26 protein-coding genes are annotated in these 20317 nt (G+C 39.7%); 23 read left to right on the top strand and 3 right to left on the bottom strand.

Annotated features, from left to right (window positions below):
* Positions 1–444: 444 nt before the first annotated feature.
* Both A994_RS10870 and A994_RS10865 read right to left on the bottom strand, forming a co-directional pair.
* Positions 445–1593 (bottom strand): acyltransferase family protein, encoded by a 1149-nt coding sequence (locus tag A994_RS10870; RefSeq protein WP_004031639.1) that lies wholly within the window; start codon positions 1591–1593, stop codon positions 445–447.
* Positions 1594–1767: 174 nt separating this feature from the next.
* Positions 1768–3408: a PIG-L deacetylase family protein gene (locus A994_RS10865; RefSeq protein ID WP_004031638.1), complete on the bottom strand. Its 1641-nt coding sequence runs from the start codon at positions 3406–3408 to the stop codon at positions 1768–1770.
* Positions 3409–4016: 608 nt separating this feature from the next.
* Between A994_RS10865 and A994_RS10860 the strand changes: the two genes are divergently transcribed.
* From A994_RS10860 to A994_RS10750, 23 genes are all read left to right on the top strand, one after another.
* Complete coding sequence (locus A994_RS10860) at positions 4017–4322, top strand: energy-converting hydrogenase A subunit A EhaA (RefSeq protein ID WP_004031637.1); 306 nt, start codon at positions 4017–4019, stop codon at positions 4320–4322.
* Positions 4315–4818, top strand: coding sequence for a hypothetical protein (locus tag A994_RS10855; RefSeq protein ID WP_004031635.1), 504 nt, complete (start codon positions 4315–4317; stop codon positions 4816–4818). The genes A994_RS10860 and A994_RS10855 overlap by 8 nt, the downstream gene beginning before the upstream one ends.
* A gap of 10 nt (positions 4819–4828) precedes the next feature.
* Entirely contained in the window at positions 4829–5077 is a 249-nt protein-coding gene (locus A994_RS10850; RefSeq protein WP_004031634.1) for a DUF2109 domain-containing protein, read from the top strand.
* 1 nt (position 5078) lies between these two features.
* Complete coding sequence (locus A994_RS10845; protein ID WP_004031632.1) at positions 5079–5363, top strand: EhaD family protein; 285 nt, start codon at positions 5079–5081, stop codon at positions 5361–5363.
* A complete protein-coding gene (locus tag A994_RS10840) occupies positions 5356–5616 on the top strand; it encodes an EhaE family protein (protein WP_004031631.1) in 261 nt (86 codons plus the stop codon). The genes A994_RS10845 and A994_RS10840 overlap by 8 nt, the downstream gene beginning before the upstream one ends.
* Positions 5613–6098 carry an EhaF family protein gene (locus A994_RS10835; protein WP_004031630.1) on the top strand — a complete coding sequence of 162 codons (486 nt, stop codon included), beginning with the start codon at positions 5613–5615 and terminating at the stop codon, positions 6096–6098. The genes A994_RS10840 and A994_RS10835 overlap by 4 nt, the downstream gene beginning before the upstream one ends.
* Positions 6095–6775: an EhaG family protein gene (locus A994_RS10830; RefSeq protein WP_004031629.1), complete on the top strand. Its 681-nt coding sequence runs from the start codon at positions 6095–6097 to the stop codon at positions 6773–6775. Before A994_RS10835 ends, A994_RS10830 begins: the two co-directional genes overlap by 4 nt.
* A 15-nt stretch (positions 6776–6790) precedes the next feature.
* Entirely contained in the window at positions 6791–7468 is a 678-nt protein-coding gene (locus A994_RS10825; protein WP_004031628.1) for a proton-conducting transporter transmembrane domain-containing protein, read from the top strand.
* 68 nt (positions 7469–7536) lie between these two features.
* Complete coding sequence (locus A994_RS10820; protein ID WP_004031627.1) at positions 7537–7752, top strand: hypothetical protein; 216 nt, start codon at positions 7537–7539, stop codon at positions 7750–7752.
* Between the two features lie 100 nt (positions 7753–7852).
* Entirely contained in the window at positions 7853–8713 is an 861-nt protein-coding gene (locus A994_RS10815; protein WP_004031626.1) for a respiratory chain complex I subunit 1 family protein, read from the top strand.
* A gap of 117 nt (positions 8714–8830) precedes the next feature.
* Positions 8831–9091: a hypothetical protein gene (locus tag A994_RS10810; protein ID WP_004031624.1), complete on the top strand. Its 261-nt coding sequence runs from the start codon at positions 8831–8833 to the stop codon at positions 9089–9091.
* Positions 9092–9102: 11 nt separating this feature from the next.
* The gene (locus A994_RS10805; RefSeq protein WP_004031623.1) at positions 9103–9426 is read left to right on the top strand and encodes a DUF2104 domain-containing protein; all 324 of its coding nucleotides are present in this window, start codon (positions 9103–9105) and stop codon (positions 9424–9426) included.
* Positions 9423–9848, top strand: a complete 426-nt coding sequence (locus A994_RS10800; protein ID WP_004031621.1) for a DUF1959 domain-containing protein — start codon at positions 9423–9425, stop codon at positions 9846–9848. The genes A994_RS10805 and A994_RS10800 overlap by 4 nt, the downstream gene beginning before the upstream one ends.
* Before the next feature lie 14 nt (positions 9849–9862).
* Positions 9863–10312: an NADH-quinone oxidoreductase subunit B family protein gene (locus tag A994_RS10795; protein ID WP_004031619.1), complete on the top strand. Its 450-nt coding sequence runs from the start codon at positions 9863–9865 to the stop codon at positions 10310–10312.
* Positions 10309–11445 carry a hydrogenase large subunit gene (locus A994_RS10790; protein ID WP_004031618.1) on the top strand — a complete coding sequence of 379 codons (1137 nt, stop codon included), beginning with the start codon at positions 10309–10311 and terminating at the stop codon, positions 11443–11445. The genes A994_RS10795 and A994_RS10790 overlap by 4 nt, the downstream gene beginning before the upstream one ends.
* 80 nt (positions 11446–11525) lie before the next feature.
* Positions 11526–12563 (top strand): 4Fe-4S binding protein, encoded by a 1038-nt coding sequence (locus tag A994_RS10785; protein ID WP_004031617.1) that lies wholly within the window; start codon positions 11526–11528, stop codon positions 12561–12563.
* 2 nt (positions 12564–12565) lie between these two features.
* Entirely contained in the window at positions 12566–13945 is a 1380-nt protein-coding gene (locus tag A994_RS10780) for a 4Fe-4S binding protein (RefSeq protein ID WP_004031615.1), read from the top strand.
* 409 nt (positions 13946–14354) lie between these two features.
* The gene (locus tag A994_RS10775; protein ID WP_004031614.1) at positions 14355–15380 is read left to right on the top strand and encodes a hypothetical protein; all 1026 of its coding nucleotides are present in this window, start codon (positions 14355–14357) and stop codon (positions 15378–15380) included.
* A complete protein-coding gene (locus A994_RS10770) occupies positions 15380–16321 on the top strand; it encodes a formylmethanofuran--tetrahydromethanopterin N-formyltransferase (RefSeq protein ID WP_004031613.1) in 942 nt (313 codons plus the stop codon). The genes A994_RS10775 and A994_RS10770 overlap by 1 nt, the downstream gene beginning before the upstream one ends.
* A 144-nt stretch (positions 16322–16465) precedes the next feature.
* A complete protein-coding gene (locus A994_RS10765) occupies positions 16466–17419 on the top strand; it encodes a carbohydrate kinase family protein (protein WP_004031612.1) in 954 nt (317 codons plus the stop codon).
* Positions 17420–17638: 219 nt separating this feature from the next.
* Positions 17639–18391, top strand: a complete 753-nt coding sequence (locus tag A994_RS10760; RefSeq protein ID WP_004031611.1) for a 4Fe-4S binding protein — start codon at positions 17639–17641, stop codon at positions 18389–18391.
* Positions 18392–19027, top strand: a complete 636-nt coding sequence (locus A994_RS10755) for a CBS domain-containing protein (protein ID WP_004031609.1) — start codon at positions 18392–18394, stop codon at positions 19025–19027.
* A 172-nt stretch (positions 19028–19199) separates the two neighbouring features.
* Positions 19200–19886, top strand: coding sequence for an MBL fold metallo-hydrolase (locus tag A994_RS10750; protein WP_004031608.1), 687 nt, complete (start codon positions 19200–19202; stop codon positions 19884–19886).
* A gap of 48 nt (positions 19887–19934) precedes the next feature.
* On the opposite strand, the gene A994_RS10745 is transcribed toward A994_RS10750, so the two are convergent.
* On the bottom strand, positions 19935–20258 hold the full coding sequence (locus A994_RS10745) for a hypothetical protein (protein ID WP_004031607.1): 324 nt from the start codon (positions 20256–20258) through the stop codon (positions 19935–19937).
* Between the last annotated feature and the right edge of the window lie 59 nt (positions 20259–20317).

Genomic DNA, 20317 nt, shown 5'->3' with positions numbered 1-20317 from the left:
AAAACTCCAATTCTTCTATTTAAAAAACCATATTCGTAATTTAATTAGAACTATCTAAAACTATATAGAACTAACTAGAACTAACTAGAACTAACTAGAACTAACTAGAACTAACTAGAACTAACTAGAACTAACTAGAACTAACTAGAACTAACTAGAACTAACTAGAACTAACTAGAACTAATTAAAATATCTGGGACTATCTAGAATTATATAAAATTGAAGGTAATTCCATCTAGAATAAACTGAAAATCTATAATCTAAAATAACTGAAAATCTATAAGAATAGAAGTAATTTTGTATCAATCAATTATCAATTACTTTTTTTTGAAGAATTTTTTTAAAAAATTAGAGCTCCATGAATTTAAAAGGGTGTTTTCCAATGAAAAATTAAAAAAATAGGAAATAAAAAAAGGGAATATGCAATTACTACAGTTAAATTACTTATAATTTAATGTAGATACGTCTCCAGTTCATTATTGAAGCTACTGTTAACCATATTAAAACAACCAGCAGCCCATAAGCAACAATACCTGCTGATGAACCTAGGACTTGCATGAAGTACATTGTGGTTACATCATAGAAACTGAGAGGTATTTCTCCAAAGTTGGTGAAAAAGTCCATGTGCATGGGTATAGTGCAGACAATGGATAATATGTAAATTATCAGTGCATTTAGGCCCATTGGAATTGCCCAGAATAACACATTGGGAAGTCGTTTAATATCCAGGTACCAGAACAGAATAGTTAAAAACAACGTGCCAATGCCTGCACAGACCAGTATAAAACTGGAAGTCCAGAGTTGTTTGTTAATGGGTAAAATCTGGGATAGAGCCAATCCCAGCAGGAGTGAAATAGCTCCTCCAGCTAATAGAATACCAATGGTTTTAAGGTTATGTTTTCTTAGCTGCAAAGTTCTCCCAACACATAATCCCAAAAGAACCAGAGCAGTGGCTGTGATTATACTCAGAATACCTTCTGGATCACCATTGGCATCAATAGTGTGGTTTACAGTTAAAACCTGGATATCGATCCAATCATCAATGTTATTGCCTTTTTCCAGTGTGCCTGCAGGTATTCCTGGAGCTCCAACTCCCAGGAGAATGAATCCATGTATCAGTAACAGAACACCAGCAACCAGAAGGATCCATCGAGGTTTAAAACGAGCCATTGGTGAAGCAAAGAGTGATGCAAGAGCAATAAGTTGCAGTACTCCAGGTATTCTCACCATACTAAAGTCAGAGGTGAACCAGTTAAGAGCAACACCAATTGTAAATAAAGCTCCCACTCTGAAAAGGAAATGACCCCAGAGGTCACGCTTAGAATTTTTAGATCGGGCGGCAAATGAGTAAGCCATTGATACCCCCACAATAAATAGGAACGATGGGAAAACAAGATCCGCAAATGTTAGGCCATTCCAGGTTGCGTGTTCAAATATTCCAGGAGTAAATTCAGAAAAGGCCATTGCATTTACAAATATCATAGCGGCAACCGCCAACCCCCGAAACACGTCCAGAGATATCACTCTTCTCTTTTTAACTGCATTAGTTTTCACAGTACTGTTAGTACTGTTTGTATTAACATTTTCACCCATTAAATCATCCCATACCTATTAAATGTCAAATTTTAGTGCTTTTCATAAAAAATCATATAAATGTATATTTTTTTCTGCGAATAATCACTATTTTTTCTGTGAATAATCATTCATTATGTCCATTACAGTAAAAAATAAAAAAATATGGAAAAAAATTAAAGTTCTGACTTGTATTCAGTTAAATGTGACGTTTACAGCCGTTAGCACCTGATCAGAATCTTCCTGTGAAACCATACCTAACTGTTCAGAATTAATACCAATTTCAGATTTGGAACCACTTCCAGAGCCAGAAATCTGTCCACTGGCAGTGATGCCTGGATTGTTTGTCACAAAAACACTGGTTATCCCTGAAGATATTTGTCCTACTAAGCTGTTGTTAGCCGAAGCTATTGAATCTGGGAATTTGAATACCCGGTAGGATAAATAATCCAGGAATTTATTAGTCTGAGGGTTTACCAGATCGACACTGACCATCATGTACTTAGTTCCATTGAAAACACCCCGAGGTAAGGTGATCACAATGATATTATTTTTAGTGGTCACTGTGGGCTGCTGAGTGGAGTTGATACTGTTTTTTGCAAGTACCTGATATTCAGCTTTTCCATTTTTAGCCAGTATATCAATCCGTTTAAAGTCAGTTCCATTGAACAATCGAAGGTGGAAATTATAAGCCAATCCCTGTTTTACTGATTGTGACTGAGAGAATAAATAAACATTATTATCATCATAAGCCACTCCAGCATCAGTTAAATCATCCCCAGTCTCCAGTACTCCAGTTTTATCGTCATTTTTAACATCCTGATAGTAACTGGATGGTAAATTGGTGAATATGGAATTAGCATCTGATACCTTCTGGATATCGATCAGGTGATACGATGCAAATATTTCATCGGTCCTTACAAATGACATTAAAAGATCTCTGAGTGCAGTTACCTGTGATGCGTGAGCTTTTATGGCTTTTTCTTTTGCAGACTCTTCAGTAGCATTTAATGAGGTTATATACCAGTCCGCGTCCAGTATTGATAGTTCATCTGGGAAGTAGAGTGTTCTGCTGGGCTGGTAATTCAATGGATTGGGCCACGAAGTGCCCTTATGAACCAGGTATGTATAACTTTTACCAGTATAGTTGGTAACTAAAGCAGAATACCTTACAAAAGCACTGGTAGCAAAGTGATCTGGGTGGTCATCCCCATCATCAGGATAGTAAATGATGGTGGGCTTATAATCTTTCATGATCTGTTCCATATTTTTCACCACATTAGCACCGGTGTAGGGTGCATTCTTTTCATAGGTGAAGTTATAAGGAGAATGATCGTACTGATTTGAACCAGATGTCCTCTTGTACGGTGTATCCCAGTTTGTTTCCAGCAGATTCTTCAATGAACCATCAGGATACCCCAGGAAGATCAGGTTATTTGGATTCATACCAAGAGCTTTTACTGCATTGATAGCTTCGGTATGGCGCAAGTCACCAATTGTGCCCTTATAACCAGTATTATTGGTGGCTTTAAGATAAGCCTGGAATTCTTCCGGTTTCAGGGCATCACCAGTGGTCACCATTACTACTTCCACCGAAGCATTCTTTTCCAGTGCTTTTTTGATTATTCCACCAGTACCTAAAGACTCATCATCAGGATGAGGTGATACAATTAGAACTCGATCCGATGAACTTATCTCCGGCATTGTACTGTACTGTGCTTGTTCAGAATAAATCGTGTACATATAAAATAAAGCACCTATACCAAGTATTGAAACTATTATTAATATTACAATCCCTTTAGTTAATTTGAATTTGGAATCATTATTATCCTGCATATAATAAATACCTCCCCTAATATTAAAAATACATTAAATTCACAGACTATAAATAAATTTATATAACTTTATGTGAATTGAGGGAAGGGAAAAGTAATTGTTAAAATATGTAAAAATACCTTTTTTAATGGATTCAAACTTAGAATGATTGGTTTTAGCAAGGAAAAGCATATTATTCCTGATCTATAAATAAGTGATATTTTCATTGATAATTAATAATTAATTACGTTATAATTAATAATTAGATAGGATGCCAAATAGGTACCAGAATCACTTAAATCCTCGTAATGATTAGTATATTATTTTTATTCCACCTTATGAATCATTTCTGTGAACAATCCATTACATTCAAACTATGAGAAAAATTTAATATACTTACAAGTTGAAGATAAACTAAAGGAACTTATAACAGTTTCATTGATTTATTAACAATTAAAAAAGATTAAAGTATTCTTAATAAGTTAATTGAAATAATGTTATCCAGTTATACAGATTAATAATTTGGTGTTTAACCCCAAATTGTGCTTATCCTGTGATTAAGATTAATAACTTTAAGATAATACTCACGTAAAAACATTTATATACATAAAGGAGACCACCTATTTATCATGATTATTCATGCTAATGTGTTCAGTTATATTATTGCCCTGGCTGCAGCATTGATACTTAGCCTTGTTTTAAGGCTCCCCTTACTCCCAGAAAGACCTATGAGGCAATCCTGGACCATCAGTGCCGTATTCCCAACTGCAATATTGGCTATTGGCTTTTATGCCATGGTTTACGAATTAGGTTATCAGGGTTATATTGTGGCATTAATCACCGGGATCATCACTGCGTTATTTGCCAAATTTATTTTAGAAAAAGTAGTACCCGTACCTGAATCTGAAAACCAGGAGGAAGGGTCCCATGAATGAAATTTTAGGAATTGTAATCGCCGCTGTTATCTCCTGGCTGAATTTTGTCCTGATAGATACCTGGATGGGACTTCCAGAAGGACCTGGAGTTAAGGGTGCCGATGTTATTGGTAGATCAATCAAGGAAAGAGGAGGGGATCTGGCAGGAGGATTTTTCCAGGGAAACATTGTCTGTTCACCTGATGCATCCGCCGGGACTTTACTGGCTGCAGTTGGCTGTTACGCCATAGGAACTCCAGAAGGAGGTTTAATAGCCGCAGTACTGGTCTACTTTGGTAACCGGTTATGTGCAGACCCAGGGTATGCCGGAACCACTGGCGCCCTCACCATCACGGTCATAATATTCTTAACCTCTTATATTGGTTTTAAACCAGAATACTTTATTGTGGGTATGGTCCTGGCTATTGTAACCATACAGGGATTATATCACCCTGGAGCATCACGTCTTTTAGGGAAAATAGCCGAGAAAATGGGGAGACATACCAAGTTAACCTAAGGTGCTAATCATGTTAATCGAAATATTGGGCATAATAGTAGTACTCATGGCACTGCGCACACTGGTAGCCCAGAACCGTTCAGAACGTTTACTTTACCTTAACGTTATTGGTTTCAGCATGTCTGCAATCATTGCCTTGTACATACAGACACCCTTCGGAGCAATAATAGCTATCGCATTCTTTATCACATCCACCCTAAGCTCCAATGCCATTGCTTACTCTCTGGGAAGGGTGAAAGAAGAGATCATGGTGAAATAAAATGTATCTTGACTTTATAAACTTAACCACTGTCTCAGCAGCACTCACCTTAATTGGAACTGCCGGGATCATAGTCCTTGCAAAACCACTGGATAAAGTGATCATGTTCGTGCTTCTTCAGGGTGGGTTTATCGGAATGATCGTTGCTGCCAAGTACCTGGACGTGGCCATGGCCGCAGCTATATTCGACCCCATCACCACTGTCATATTATTGATTGGAATCATTAAATTAAATGAAGTAAGAAAGAAAAATCGAGAATCCCAGGAGGAAGGGAACCTTGCTTGATATTTACATATGGTTCTATACTGGTGTGGCACTTACCATCCTTGGAGGTGTTGCTGCCGCCATAGGTCCCGGAGTTAAAGACCCCCTTGTTAGAACCTTGAACACAGAAATTGCCGCAGTTGGTGTTTCACTCATATTTTTAACCTATAACCACACAATTGCCCTTGTAACCTACATTGCAGCAAGTACCATAATTACCATGATCCTTTTGAGGGCTATAGTGAGGTTGGAAGAAGTGGGGGCTAAATTATGATTAGTATAGGTCGATTGTGGAATGCACTGGCCAATCCCAAGAGAATCCCACGATTATTCTCAGTGATACTTGGAGTTTTATTACTGGCCGGTTTTCTGGTACCCATGGGATTAAACGACAACCAACTGTACCCTAGACCAGCACCTCAATTACAAATCAATGAACAAGACCCATTAGCACCTTATGACCGTGGGGGATCACCATTAACAGAACCTGGAATTGTTAAATCACAGTACCCCCAGTTCTCAGCAAAATCTGGAATGGTAACAGGTTATTTATCCCCTATTGCAATTGGAGTTAGTAATACAACCCTCTATTTCGGTACATCGATATATTCATCCCCTGGTGGATTAATAGATGAAATATTATACTATTCAAGAGGATTCGACACAGTACTGGAGTCCAGCATACTCATGATGGCCTTTGTTATTGCATCATGGGTGGCACTAAATTTCACCATGAAAAGGAGGGAAGATGAATGAGTGCATCTGTACTGGTTCCAAGCGTTGTGTCCCCCATTGTGGTGTCACTTTACATTCCAGCAATATTTACAGGATTGTTAGTTGGAATAATAGGACTTTTAGCTATATCATACCAGAAAAACGATTTAAGCGCTCTGATTCTCACAGATATAGTGGGAATAGGAATGCTGATCATGGTGGCAGCAGTGGGAACTGACCTTGCTGAATCACTAATACTACCAGGATTGGTGGTTGATCTGGCTGAGATCCTGGCTATCTCTGAAATCTTAATGAGCAGGGAAATACGAAAACAAGGAAAAAATGTGGACATTATTCCATTACCCATGAAAATGGACATGGAAATCTTAACCACTGCCCCTGCCTTCTTGGCAATTATATTAATAGCATACGGAGCTTTCCTAAGTGGATTCACTGGAGGAGCAGTTGCTGGTGGAGGTATATTAATTTATGCACTGTCCCAAAGAATGAGGGGAGTTCCTGCAGACATATGGGAAGGTGTTGCCGGGGTTTCAGGTATTGCATGGTGCCTGTGGCTGGTGGGATTTGTGATATTCTTTGTATTCCCTCAGTTCTGGCTTCTGGCATTGTTCCTGGCAGCCTTCGGTGTGTTTATTAAAGTAACATTTAAAATGGGCCTTATAGGAGTTATGGGCCGTGAAGAATTCAAAAAGGAGTAGTAGGAGATAAATAAAATGGATATTATTATACTGGGCCAACAATTACTGGGATACATCCCACTGGGAGATATCGTCCTTTACATGGCTCCCCTCAATCTGTTCATGTTCGCCGGTGCACTGGCCTTCACTACTCTCATTGCCATCAGTAAAACTGAAACCCAGGTTGAAGCGGAATTCGGGACCCTTAAGGATAAGGGAGTGACTGTTGATAAAAAGGAATTTAAAATTCGCAGATTCCTGGCCATAGTATGCGGACTGGCCACTGCCGGTGCAATGATCACTGGAGACGTATTCGATTTCACCCTGTTTGTCTGTTTGATAGGTATCGTTAACATCGGAATAGTAGCCGCTGTAAAACAGGTGGATGTTTTAGATGCTGCATTTCAGTATGGTTTGGTGGCCATGATTGCCACTTTACCCCTTTTTGGGGGAGCAGCATTGATCCTGGCAGCAACCGGTACCATCAGTTTACTGGAAATTGTGAATATACCCACCACTGCCATGATGGTGTTTGGTTCTCTCCTACTGTTTTTGGGAGTGGCTGGTGAAACCGGTGTGGCACCATTCTATGCCACCAAAGCAGAGATGTTCCGTACTCCGGGTTCCCCATTTTTGCTTATAATTCACTTAAGCTCGTTACTGGTAATTGTTCGAGTAATTGAAATACTCCTAATCATTAACAAACCATTTTAAAAGTGACATGTTCAAAAATATAATAAATATGAGGTTAAACTCATCTGAAAAATCGAACCGGTGAAATAATGGACAAACTGAAGGTAACAAGTTCTTTAATATTTATAATCTCGGTGGCAGGAATAATCTATGCACTCCTGTTCAATCCACCCAGCTGGGTGGTTTATGGAATTTCCATTATATTCATACCTGCAGGGATACTATCCTTTGGACTCTTGGTAATGGCCAGGGGCCCCAAGGATGATGATGAAGACAAGACCCGGGAACCATTTATAGGATATTAATCCATTTATAGCAAAATTAAACCATATCAATACCATTTATAGAATATAAAACCGCATAACAGGTAATCAAAATATTAGGACTAACTAATCGGTGATCATATTGAACTTAATGGCAAACATTCTGTTAAACGTTCTCATCGCATTTCTGGTGGGAAGTGTCCTTTTCGGACTGCAGAGGAAGATAATGGCCAGGATACAGATGAGGCCCGGACCACCCATCATCCAGCACCTCTTACACACCTTAAAATTCTTCATTAAAGAATCATCATTCCCCCAAACAGCGGCAATGCCTTTCTATATAGCCATAACAGCCATGTTATGTGTTATATGGGTGGCAGCAGTTATAGTAGGTCCGGTAACTGAAGGGTCACTTCTATTAATATTTGCCATCTACGCCATCCACAAGATCGTGGAACACAATGCAGGATCCTCATCAGGGTCCCCCTATGGTAAACTAAGCTGTGTTAGGGCAGTTTTCTCAGCAGCAGCCGAGGTACCACTGTTTGCAGTTATAATTATAATCTACTTTAAAACGGGTACCATGACTATAAGTAACATTGCTGCTTTCCAGGCAGTTAACGGCCCGTTATTATACAGCATACCCTTGGCAGCAGCCATGTTCTTCGTGTTGATATTATCAAAGGCACCTTACTCTCCCTTCGCCATAACTAAGGGTAAAGATATCATTTCAGGATACGAAACAGAGCACTTTGGACTGCTACGTGGTTACCTGATGATGTCAGAGTCAATAGCATGGTACATGCTTTTATGGGTGTTCTTAACAGTATTCATTGGTGGATTAAGTCCACTGTGGTACCTGGTGGGCATGGTCCTCATGTCTGCAATTGTGGCCCTTATAAATGCCACTACCCCTATCTTAAACCCCAATCATTCCATAATGATGCAGGTTTCCTTTGCAATAATTGGAATCATAGGTTCCTTTGCGCTACTACTATACTAAGAGCGCTTCCACTATACCTAAGAGGAGATTATAGTACTAATAAAGATTAAAATACTAATAGAACATCATACCTAATAAAAAAACATTTCTACTACATCTGACAGGAGAAACAAAAAAATGGAAATGCAAGAAAAAGACACACTGTTCCTCATGACCCTGGCTGCCTTTGGTGCTGTTTTAGCCAGTGCATTAGCCACATTTATACAGTGGATTGTAGTTTTACCACTCACCATAGCAGTTTTTCTCTTAATGATTCTCACCTACTTACTTCACCGAAAAGGAGCAGTTCACTTTTCAGAGAATGCTGAAAAATGGGCCATGATCCTAACTCTCCTGGTGTTCATAGCCGCCTTCATATACCTTTACCGCCCTGTTTAAATGGTGATTAAATGAATGAAACAATTTACCTACTTTACATACTTTCCTTTGTACTGGGATCCCTGCTGGGACTGGTTGCAAGTTATCGGAAATACAAAGCACCCTATGCCATTGGAAAGCTTGATGCCCTGGCCGTGGTACTGGCTATAATCGGCTGGACATTAACACTTAACAGCGTTTTAATAACATTCATACCAGAATACATAACCATAACCATTGGTGTGTTCCTCCTGGCAATGGTGCTGGGAATGAGACCCGGTTATGGGCGTAACGAGACATTTATCGGCATAATAGTTGCCGGAATCATTTGGATTATGAGGACGGTGATCCTTTGAGCAAAGAGGATACAGGAAAAACTGGTGACATATCCACTATGGATGAGGATGATGTGCTGCGTATCATGAAGATGCGAATCGTTGAAAGTTACCGCTGGAAACTGGATATAGTTGAACCAATATCCAAGGAACTGGGAATTTCAGAAGATGAACTGGAAGAAATATTAATCCGACGGTTGGATATGGCCAGTTTAGAGGCATTACACCCGCGCTATGAATCATCAAAGCATCACTGTATAAAAGAAAAACTGCACGCTGATCTGAGATTATGCTGGTTATCCGATGCAATGAATATATTATCTGAAGAAGAAACTGAAGAAATTAAGAATAAAATTACTGCTGAAATATTAACTGAAGGTAAATCTTACCAGGAAGCCCTAGAAGACGGTAGGAAAGATTTACTGGAATATCTAATGAGATAAGTCGAGGTAAATCAATGTTAGATGCCCTTAAAGATGTTGTAAGGAAAAGTTCAATTCACGTATGCCTTATTAACACTGGAGGATGTAACGGCTGTGACATCGAAGTGGTGGCACTCTTATCACCCCGCTACGATTTAGAACAGTACGGTATCTACGTCCACAATAACCCCAGGGAAGCAGATGTAATACTGGTAACCGGGGCCGTGTCAGAACAGTGGAAAAAGAACCTGCAAAGAATTTATGCTAAAGCCCCAGAACCCAAGGTAGTGGTGGCCATAGGAAACTGCCCCCTAACAGGGGATGTTTTTAACCAGGAAGGATGCAAAATATACGCCCCAGTATCCGATTTCATACCAGTGGATGCTGAAATACCCGGATGCCCACCCAGACCCTCTGAAATTTTAGCCGCCATTCTAGCAGTAGGCCCGGATGCCATAGCAGCCAAAGGGAGGCAAAAACAATGATACTTCCAATCGGACCCATACACCCCGCACTTAAAGAACCAGTACGCCTCAAACTCAAAACAAGGGGAGAAAAGGTTATAAGTGCCGAAATTGATTACGGTTACGTTCATAGAGGAATAGAAAAGGTAATGGAAGGTAAAACCTGGCAGAAAGGAATATTTCTCTCAGAACGGGTTTGCGGAATCTGCTCCTACATTCACACCCAGACCTTTGCTGAAACCTTTGAAAAGATAGCAGGAGAACGTGCACCACTACGGGCCCAGTACCTGCGGGTTTTAACCAATGAACTGGACCGGATCCAGAGCCACCTTCTGGCCAACTCAACCTACTTCAAAGCTGTTGAACACGAAACCCTGTTCATGTACATGCTCTACCTAAGAGAACCAGTGATGGATGCCATAGAACTTTTAACCGGTAACCGGGTGAACATGGGCTGGAATGTAGTTGGTGGGGTTAAAATGGATGCCAAAGAAACCCACCTCAACCAGATAAAAGAGATCATCACCAACCTGGAATCAGAATACGATAGATACGTGTCAATATATGAGGAAGGGCCACTTTTAAGTCTCAGGTGTAAAGATGTGGGGAAAATGAGCCGTGATGATGCCATAACTGGTCGTGCAGTTGGACCCATTGGAAGGGCTTCAGGATTAAAACATGACCTCCGGGAAGATCATCACACCTACCAGGACCACTTTGACTGGAAGGTTATCTGGAGAAAAGAGGGGGATAACGATGCCCGAAACATGAACCGTTTTGATGAAGTTCGAGAGTCTATTAAACTCATCAAACAGGTTATTGACAATATTCCCGAGGGAGATGTGCGTAAAAAGATTAACATCCCCGCAGGATATGCAGAGTGGAGGAATGAAGCTCCACGTGGTGAAGTCACTTACATGATTGAAACCAATGGTAATCTTATAAACAATATCTCAATTAGAACTCCCAGTATCATGAACATCGATGTTTGTGCCCGGTACATGTTGAATGACGTGGCCACAGTGGCTGATGCAGTTGCCACCTATGCCAGTGTAGACCCCTGTGTTGCCTGCACTGAAAGAGTAGTGATCACAGATGAAAGTGGAAAAAAGAAGGAGTTTGATGGGCTTCACACTGTTAAATATCTCAAATAACAATTTAAGTAATCAAATGAGTTTATAACGGATAATATAAATTTATAACAGATAATGAATCTTTAAACAGTTGATGAATCATGTCATCGGTAATCTGGTATATTTACGAGTTCGCCCGAAAATCCTGGGCTGAAAATTTTGCAGTAGCCAAGACCAACCCTGAAATTGTGGAAACACCAGATCGTTTCCGGGATTTCCCCCAGGTCTTTCCAGAAAACTGCATAGCCTGCGGTGCATGCACTGCAGCATGTCCTGCCCCTCAAGCCATTAAACTCGTGAGGAGTGAGGACACTGCAGATGAGGAAGGGCAAACTTATCCCGTGATTAACAACCGTGGGTGTATACGCTGCGGATTCTGTGCGGAAGTCTGTCCCACTGACCCAAAAACAATTACCTGCGGAGAAAACCATCTCATCAGAGAAGAATTTACCATCCTTCCTTCTGAAATAATGTACGTAATCGATGATTACCTCTGCATTCGCTGCAAAAAATGTATGAATTCCTGCCCAGTCTACGGGGCCATTTACGAAGAGAACAACAAGATCCTCATTGATAAATCAGTGTGCATCAGTTGTGGAGAATGCTTGAAAAACTGCCCGGTGAAGGGTGCAGTTAAAGGTATTTACGTCTCCAATGTCCAGGAACAGAAGAAGATCATCAATTTAATTGTTAACACTTTAGAAGAATACATTGATGGTCAAAGAGATAAAATAACCCCTTTAAAAGATACCGAAGTTTATAAAATGGATTATCCCATCAAAGAACTGGTTGAAAGTGCCCGATCCATAGTAAAAAATGATGCCCTTATCCTGGACACATTCCATAAAATTACCGATCGATTGAATATGCGTATCGTTACCTGGGATGAAGGAAAATGTAAAAAATGCCAGTTATGTGTTGACGAATGCCCATCAGGTGCCATAAGTTACGATAAAGAGGAAAATGTGATTAAACGTGACACCAATAAGTGTCTGCGTTGCAGTACCTGTTACCAGACCTGTCCCTTTGGAGTGGCAGGATTCTTTGTAGCCAGGTTCTTGCTGGACCCACCATCCCTGGAAGAAGGTGTCATCCACATCACAATTAAGGCAGCACCGTTACCGGTAGGAGCTGATTAAAAATGCCCACAGCAACCGATGAAACTGGAAAATCGGATAAACCTAAAAAGATTTACAAACCACTTCGTGACGTGGAAGTGGAATACAACATTGATCATCATAAGTGCACCATATGCACTGAAAGGCCCTGTATTAATGCCTGTCCTGTGGATGCAGTTAGTGAAGATCCCACAGACAAACACATTGAAATTGATGATAAATGTTTAGGATGTGTTCTGTGTAGAAATGTCTGCCCCTACGATGCTATACATATGGAAACAACCCTCGATGAACCTCGTAGAGAAAATGTTCCCAACATAAACACCAAACTATGCAGGCAGTGCGGAGCATGCGTGGACGCCTGCCGAATGGGTGCCATTCACCTTGTTTCTACTGGCACAGAGGAAGCACACAGTGTAATTGATGAAGATAAATGTGTGCGTTGTGGCTACTGTTCCCGGGTTTGTCCCACTGAAGCCATAAAATACGGGGAGATCCTGCCCCGCTCAGTGGTAGGTGGAAAGGCCATTGTGGTAAACCAGAAAAAATGTATTGGCTGCATGACCTGTACCCGTGTATGTCCTTCCAGAGGCGCCATTAATGTTGGTAAAATGAATAAACTACCCTATATCAACCCATCTTACTGTGCACGATGTGAAGAATGTATGAATGTCTGCCCATCAACTGCAATACGTTATTCTTCCCGTAAAAGGGCATATGAAGGGTACCAGAAAATAAAAACCATGGAAATTGTTTCCGAGTTAATGGAAAAAGAAAGTGAAAAATTAGCCCGTGAAACAGTTAAAATAGATTCTATCCTGAATAAAGTCACCCGTGAAGTAAGTTATAGTCATAAAGAAGATGAATTCACCCAGGATGTCACTGACCTGGTAACTGACCAGATCAAAGCACTGGTTGGAGGAGATCTTGAAATTGAAGATCTTAAAGAAATAATACATGCCACCAACCCCCACCGGGAGATAATGGTGGATGAAGATACTTGTATTGGTTGTAGTGCCTGTATAAAAGAGTGTCCAGTGGAGTGTATAGAACTGGAAATGCCTTCACCAGTACATATTAAAGAGGACTGCGTTTACTGCGGTAAATGCGTTGGAACGTGCCCATTTAATTCTATTTCACTTAAAGAAGAATCTTTCCAGGTTGAAGACGGCCGTGTTCTATTTAAAAGGCGTAACATTACCGGCCCATCTTCAGGGGAAGTTCTCATTGACAACGATGCCTGTCAAAAATGTGGAGTCTGTGTCAACAAATGCCCGGTTGATGCCATGACCCTGGAAAATGATCAGGTCACAGTTAGTGAAGATAAATGTATTCTATGCGGAGAATGCCAGGCCATTTGCCCCACCAGAGCCATTAAACTGGATCATACAGATAAAGATTAGTTTTAAAAAAATCTTGTCTATATTTTTTGAAGACTTCATTTATTTTCTTATGGGTTAATTCATAAATAATAAGTTAAATCTTAAAATAGGTTAACTCCTAGTTAATCCCTAAAACATTAACTGAAATAGGTTAATCCTAAAATAAGTTAATCCTAAGTGAATCAACAAATAAAACTCCATGAATAAAAAAATTAACTTAGTAAAATTTATAGACTAATCTAACTCATAAGACCAATCTAAATCAATCATTAAAAAATCTCTTTAAAAAAGTTAATCTTTAAAAATGATCCTACCCTATCTTTTAATAAAATATCTTTTAATAAACTAATTTAAACATGTGAATATTTTAAACATTCACATAATCTAAAAACCATGTATTCAATTTTAATCGTCCACAGGAGGATGTAGATTGTTAGGTAAAAAATTCTTTGTTTCTGATTGTGAAGGACCCATCACAGTTAATGACAATGCCTTTGAAATGGCAGGTCATTTCATTGAAGATGGGGAAAAGTTCTTCCAGATATTAAGTCATTACGATGATATTCTGGTAGATGAGATAAAAAGACCAGGTTATAATGCAGGAAGCACTTTAAAACTAATTTTACCATTTTTAAAAGCATATGGTGCTACTAATCTTAATATGATGGAGTTTTCATCACGAAATGTTCTTCTGATACCTGGAGCCAGGGCCACCCTGGGATTGCTTCAATTTATCATGCCCTCATACATTGTCAGCACCAGCTACGAGCATTACATCCGGGCACTATGTGATTTAACCAACTTTTCCTTTAACCGGTGTTACTGTACCCAGCTGGATCTGGACAACCACCCCTTAAGTGATGAAGATAGGAATAAACTAAAAGAATTCCGATTATCAATTCTTTCGAACCCTGAATTTGATAACCTGGAACGCATATTCTGTGAAGAAATTCCAGGCATGGAAATTGGTTCACTCTTAACTGAAGTCAAACCGGTGGGTGGTGAAGCCAAAAAAGAAGCAGTTCTGGATATTATGGCCCAAAAAGATTACCAGGCATGTGACCTGATGTATGTAGGAGATAGTATAACCGATGTAGAACCGCTCCAATATGCCCGGGATAATGGTGGAATCGCAGTATCATTTAATGGGAATGAATTCGCACTTGATAATGCATCGCTTGCTGTTATATCAGACAATACTACAATAACATCTATACTTGCCGATCTGTTCAATAGATATGACAGGGATATGGTTCTGGAATTTGCATCCTCCTTCAAAAAAGATCCTGAAAAAGCAGTGCAAGATCATCCAGTTAACCCCCAGCTTGCATTTAAACTTGCTGAGACCAACACACGACTGGAATTAATCACCCCAGACAATTTGGAAGAGCTTAAAGAAGATAGCTGTAAGTTCCGCAAAGAGGTTAGAGGAGAATCAATTGGAGGACTGGGTTAATGACCACTGGAAAAGGGAAAGGAGATTTACCTGGAAATGCGGGAAAATATCCAGTAAGGATAGGTAAAATTGAAGATACATATGCCGAGGCCTTCAATGGTATCTGCTGCAGGGTTATTGTCACTGCCGATGATGATCTGACCCTCCAGAGAGCTGCCTACGATGCTACCAGCACCCCTGGAACCGTGATTGGTAGGGTGGAAGGAGGAGTTGAGGGATGGTTAAATGAAGATCAGACCCCGGACCATAGAAAAGGAGCAATACTCCAGTTCTGGTACAACACCACGGATATTGAAAAGTTTCAGGTGGAATTATCCTACCGTATAAGGCAGGACATCCTGGTAAAACCATTCACCTCTGTATTTGATGCATCTATAAACCCCTCGGGCTATATTGACACCATGAAATATGTTGGTCACTGTGGTGATGGATACGAGTGGGAAGAAGAAATATACGGTAGGCACATGATTGTGGTACCCATAGCCATACCCGACTTTCTCATTGAACGCAAGTTAGGGTACACCGAAGGAATTATGGGCGCGAACTTCTGGTACTACTCCCGGAGTAAAGAAGCAGTACTTGAGGGAGGTAGAGCTGCCCTGAAGGCAATTGAAAGTATTGAAGGTGTGATCACTCCTTTTGATATCTGTTCTGCAGCTTCAAAGCCTGAAACCAACTACCCCTGGATTGGGCCCACCACCAATCACCCTTATTGCCCAACATTGCAGAACATATTGGGAGGAGAATCCCAGGTGCCGGAGGGTGTTAATTACATTCCAGAAATAGTATTAAACGGTTTAAACCTTGAAAGTCTGAAAAAAGCCATGAAAATAGGAATCGAAGTCCTGCTGGATTATGATGACGTCATGGGGATATCCGCTGGTAATTACGATGGGAAACTGGGAGACCACCAGATACATTTGAAGGAGTTATTCCCTTAAAACTTAAAAAAATCTCGTAAAAATAATTTTACCGTTGGTTAAAACATTTTACCATTGATTAAAAATAAGATTAAACTAAGTAAAATTAGATTAGGTAAAAATTAACATAAAAATAGAATATAAAAATTTAAATAGATATTAAAATTGACAATTGGATGTGATGTTATTTCCATTATACTGGATGCAGTGGGATTTGGAGCACTGAACCTGGACAAACTATACCGGGTTAATAAGATAGCTGGAGAAGATGAAGAAGCATATATTACAAACGTTCATGAAAGCTGCGGGGGCTCAGCAGCCAATACCATAATAGGACTGGCCAGACTTGGACTTTCAACTGGTTTTTTAGGCAAAGTGGCCCGGGACAGACCAGGGCAGTTACTCCTGGAAAACCTTGAAAATGAAGGCGTTGATACTGGGGGAGTTATAAAAAAATCCAATGGCCGCAGTGGAACTGTCCAGGGATTCGTGGACCTTGAAGGTCAACGAGCTTTATATGTTGATCCCGGAGTAAACGATGACATCCAATCAAAGGAGATCAACCTGGAATACATATCCAATACTCGACTCATTCACCTCACCTCATTCGTAGGCAAATCAATCCAGGTTCAAAAAGAGTTTTTAGAATCAATTCCAGATAGTGTAACCGTCAGCATGGACCCCGGGATGATTTACGCAGAAAAAGGCATTAAAACATTGGAGAAGTTACTGGAGCGAACTGATATTTTACTTTTAAACCAGAAAGAACTGGAAATACTAATGCCACACCAGGAAAAAGAAGAGGAGAAAATGAAAGCCCTTCTTGATTTTGGACTGGAAATACTGGTAGTTAAACAGGGACAAAATGGGTGTACGGTTACTGATGGTGATGAACTCTATGGTTTGGATGCATTCAATGTAAATTGTCAGGACACCACCGGTGCCGGAGATGCATTTAACACCGGATTCCTCTACGGATATTTAACTGGTAAAAGTATCAAAAGATCAGCCAACATGGGCAACTACGTGGCATCATACTGTGTGAAGATGCCCGGTGCCATCAGCGGACTTCCATTCTTATCACAGATAATATCCAAGTATCCTGATAAAATGCATTGATGAATTAAGATAAAATATACAATTATGACAATGGCACAATTATGACAATGCAGATTAAAAATAATCACCAAGGTGAACTGATATTTAGAAGAAATAGTATCTTTAAAAAATTAGATATAACTTAAATTAGATGTTATCATAATACTATAAATCAGGGAAGGAAATAAACTAACCAGTAGTATAATACCCACAGTTAGTGAATTATATGACGGTGTTAAGATGGATGTAACATTCAAAAAGAAAAAAGAGGTACTGGAGGGAGAGGTAGCCCTTAAATCCAGGGACATGGAAGATAGTCATGAAGGGTTTAAAGGAGAAATCGAGGACTGTGCCTTTGAAGATGAATTCATAACTATCTCCCCAGAGTGTGTCCGGTGCAATTTGTGTGTGGAAGAATGTCCAGTTAATGCTATCAGCGACGCCACATTCTCACGACCAGCAAAGATCCTAGATGGCTGTGTGAAATGTGAAATCTGCGCCCAGACCTGCCCTGTGAAATGTATACATGTCATTGAAAGCACATCAACTGTCCAGGATGATGTTAAATTTCATCTAAAGGATGTTAAGGTGCCCCATCGTAAACTGCGCATGGAATCAATTGAGGTAGATCCAGATAAATGTGATTCATGTTCTACCTGTGTTAGATTCTGCCCCACTGAAGCCATAACTGTTAGTGAGGGAGAAACTGCCCAGATTGACCAGGAAGCATGTGTAGGTTGCGGTGCCTGTGCTAATGTCTGCCCCCAAGGGTCCATTAATCTTGTAAGAGAACTAGGGCCTGTGATAAAAACAAAAGAACTCCTGGTGGACGAGGACACCTGCGTCCAGTGCCAGGTCTGTGAGGAAAACTGTCCAGTAAATGCCATTAAACTTAATGGCGACCGGGTAGTTTTGGACCATGAAAAATGTATTTTATGTGAAGTTTGTTCTACAAAATGCCCGGTAGGGGCTTTAAAACTGGAGATGGTTTAAGTGAAAGTTAATGAAATGATGGACAAGGATTTTATTGTAGTATCCCCTGACGATGACCTGGTAGAAGTATCCATTTTAATGGAGAAAAAATTAAGATTCACCACACCAGTGGTTGATGATAAAAAAAGACTGGTTGGGTGGATCACTTCCCTGGATGTGACCAGAGGTTTCAGGGAAGGTAAAAAAAAGGTTAAAGACGTGATGTACGCCAAAGAGGACATTGTCCATGTGCATGATGATGACCCTGCACGTTTAGCTGTTCTGGAAGCAGGAGAGTATAAAGTGTTTAACATACCTGTGATAAGTGATGATGATGTTGTTGTAGGTGTGGTACGAACTTTTGATATCGTAAAAACCCTTTCCAGTCTCTATGAGATTAAAGTTTCCAAGATCTTCGAAGCCATGGCAGAAGAACTTAAAGGAGTTACCTGGGATGAACTCATGGAAGCATCAGCCATTGTCACCCGCCGCAGAACCGGTAAACGAGTCACTGCCAATGATTACGAGAAAAGAATCAAAAACTCCACCTTTGGTGAAGCTATCTGGGCCACTGGAGGATTGGAAAAATTCTTCGTTGGTTTGATAGCCATTGGAGAACTGGTTATAGCCAGGAAAGTGGCTAAAGCCCGGAAATAATATATTAAGTCCACCCTAATTCTTTTTCTTACTTTTTTTAATTTTCGGAAGAGGGATCTTTTCAAAAAGCATAAATGATTTTATTTTTTTAAAATGATTAAATTTTTTTAAACGATTGAAGGAGTTTTTTTTAAATGATTGAAGTTTCCAAATAAATGATGGTGGGAATGAAATGTTCAATACAAAAACTATTGAATTGAAGATTTATGGTGGTATAGCTACTGTTAACTGTTACCTTCTGAAGATCAACACCAGTTTTGTCTTAATTGATACTGGACCATCCAGTAAACGTACCAGTCTGGAAGAAGAACTGAAAAGTGCGGGTTGCAAGGAAGGGAATCTGAAACTTATCATAATCACCCATGGCGATTCGGATCACACTGGCAATGCAGCTTACCTTCGCCAGAAACACGGTTCTCTTATAGCCATGCATCCAGATGATGCAGGAATGACCCGGGAAGGTAACATGTCACACAATAGGGACGTTAACTTCTTGACCCGGATCATGTTTTCATTACCATTCATCCGTTTAAACAAATCAGACTGGTTTAAAGCAGATATTGATGTGGAGGATGGTTATGATCTTTCAAGTTACGGATTAAATGCAAAAATAATTCATATACCCGGCCATTCCAGGGGTTCAATTGGTATCCTGACTGGAGACAATGATCTATACTGCGGTGATCTTTTAACCAATACTAGTGAACCTGCCTTGAATTCTATTATGGATGATGAAACTGCAGCCCACTCCAGTGTTAAAAAATTGGAAAAAATAGAGGTAAATATGGTTTATCCTGGCCATGGTAGTCCATTTATCATGAGGGAATTCATAGTGAAAGAAAATGACTTAATTAACTAAATATATCCTGATAAGCACCCTGTTTCCCTTAATCAGTTTAGTTTTCACCTATTTTTCAAAAATAACACAGTATCCATTTTCAGTCTGATAAATGAATATTTTTTTATCCTGCACATGGTCAAACAGTACTCCTGCAATATCCACATAGAAAAACCATATCCCTGATTCTTCCTGAATAACATCCATCAACAGTTCAAGATATTCCTGAAGGCTGATAGAACTTAGTCTAGAAATGTCATCTGAGTTTTTACTTCTATTTACATGGTAATTGAGAGCTTCAAAAATTTCATCGGAGGATGGTTTGAGTTTTTTCCAGACATCAACACAGCGTATGGAAAATTTTAAATCATTATAACTGGTAATAAGGTTCAATTTAATTACCCCCATTTTAAGTTAATAATTTCTTTTAAATTCTCGGTAATTATAATCAT

Source organism: Methanobacterium formicicum DSM 3637 (assembly GCF_000302455.1).
GTDB lineage: Archaea > Methanobacteriota > Methanobacteria > Methanobacteriales > Methanobacteriaceae > Methanobacterium > Methanobacterium formicicum_A.
Note: the sequence above shows the minus strand (reverse complement) of the source record. Positions and strands in the feature narration are given on the sequence as shown.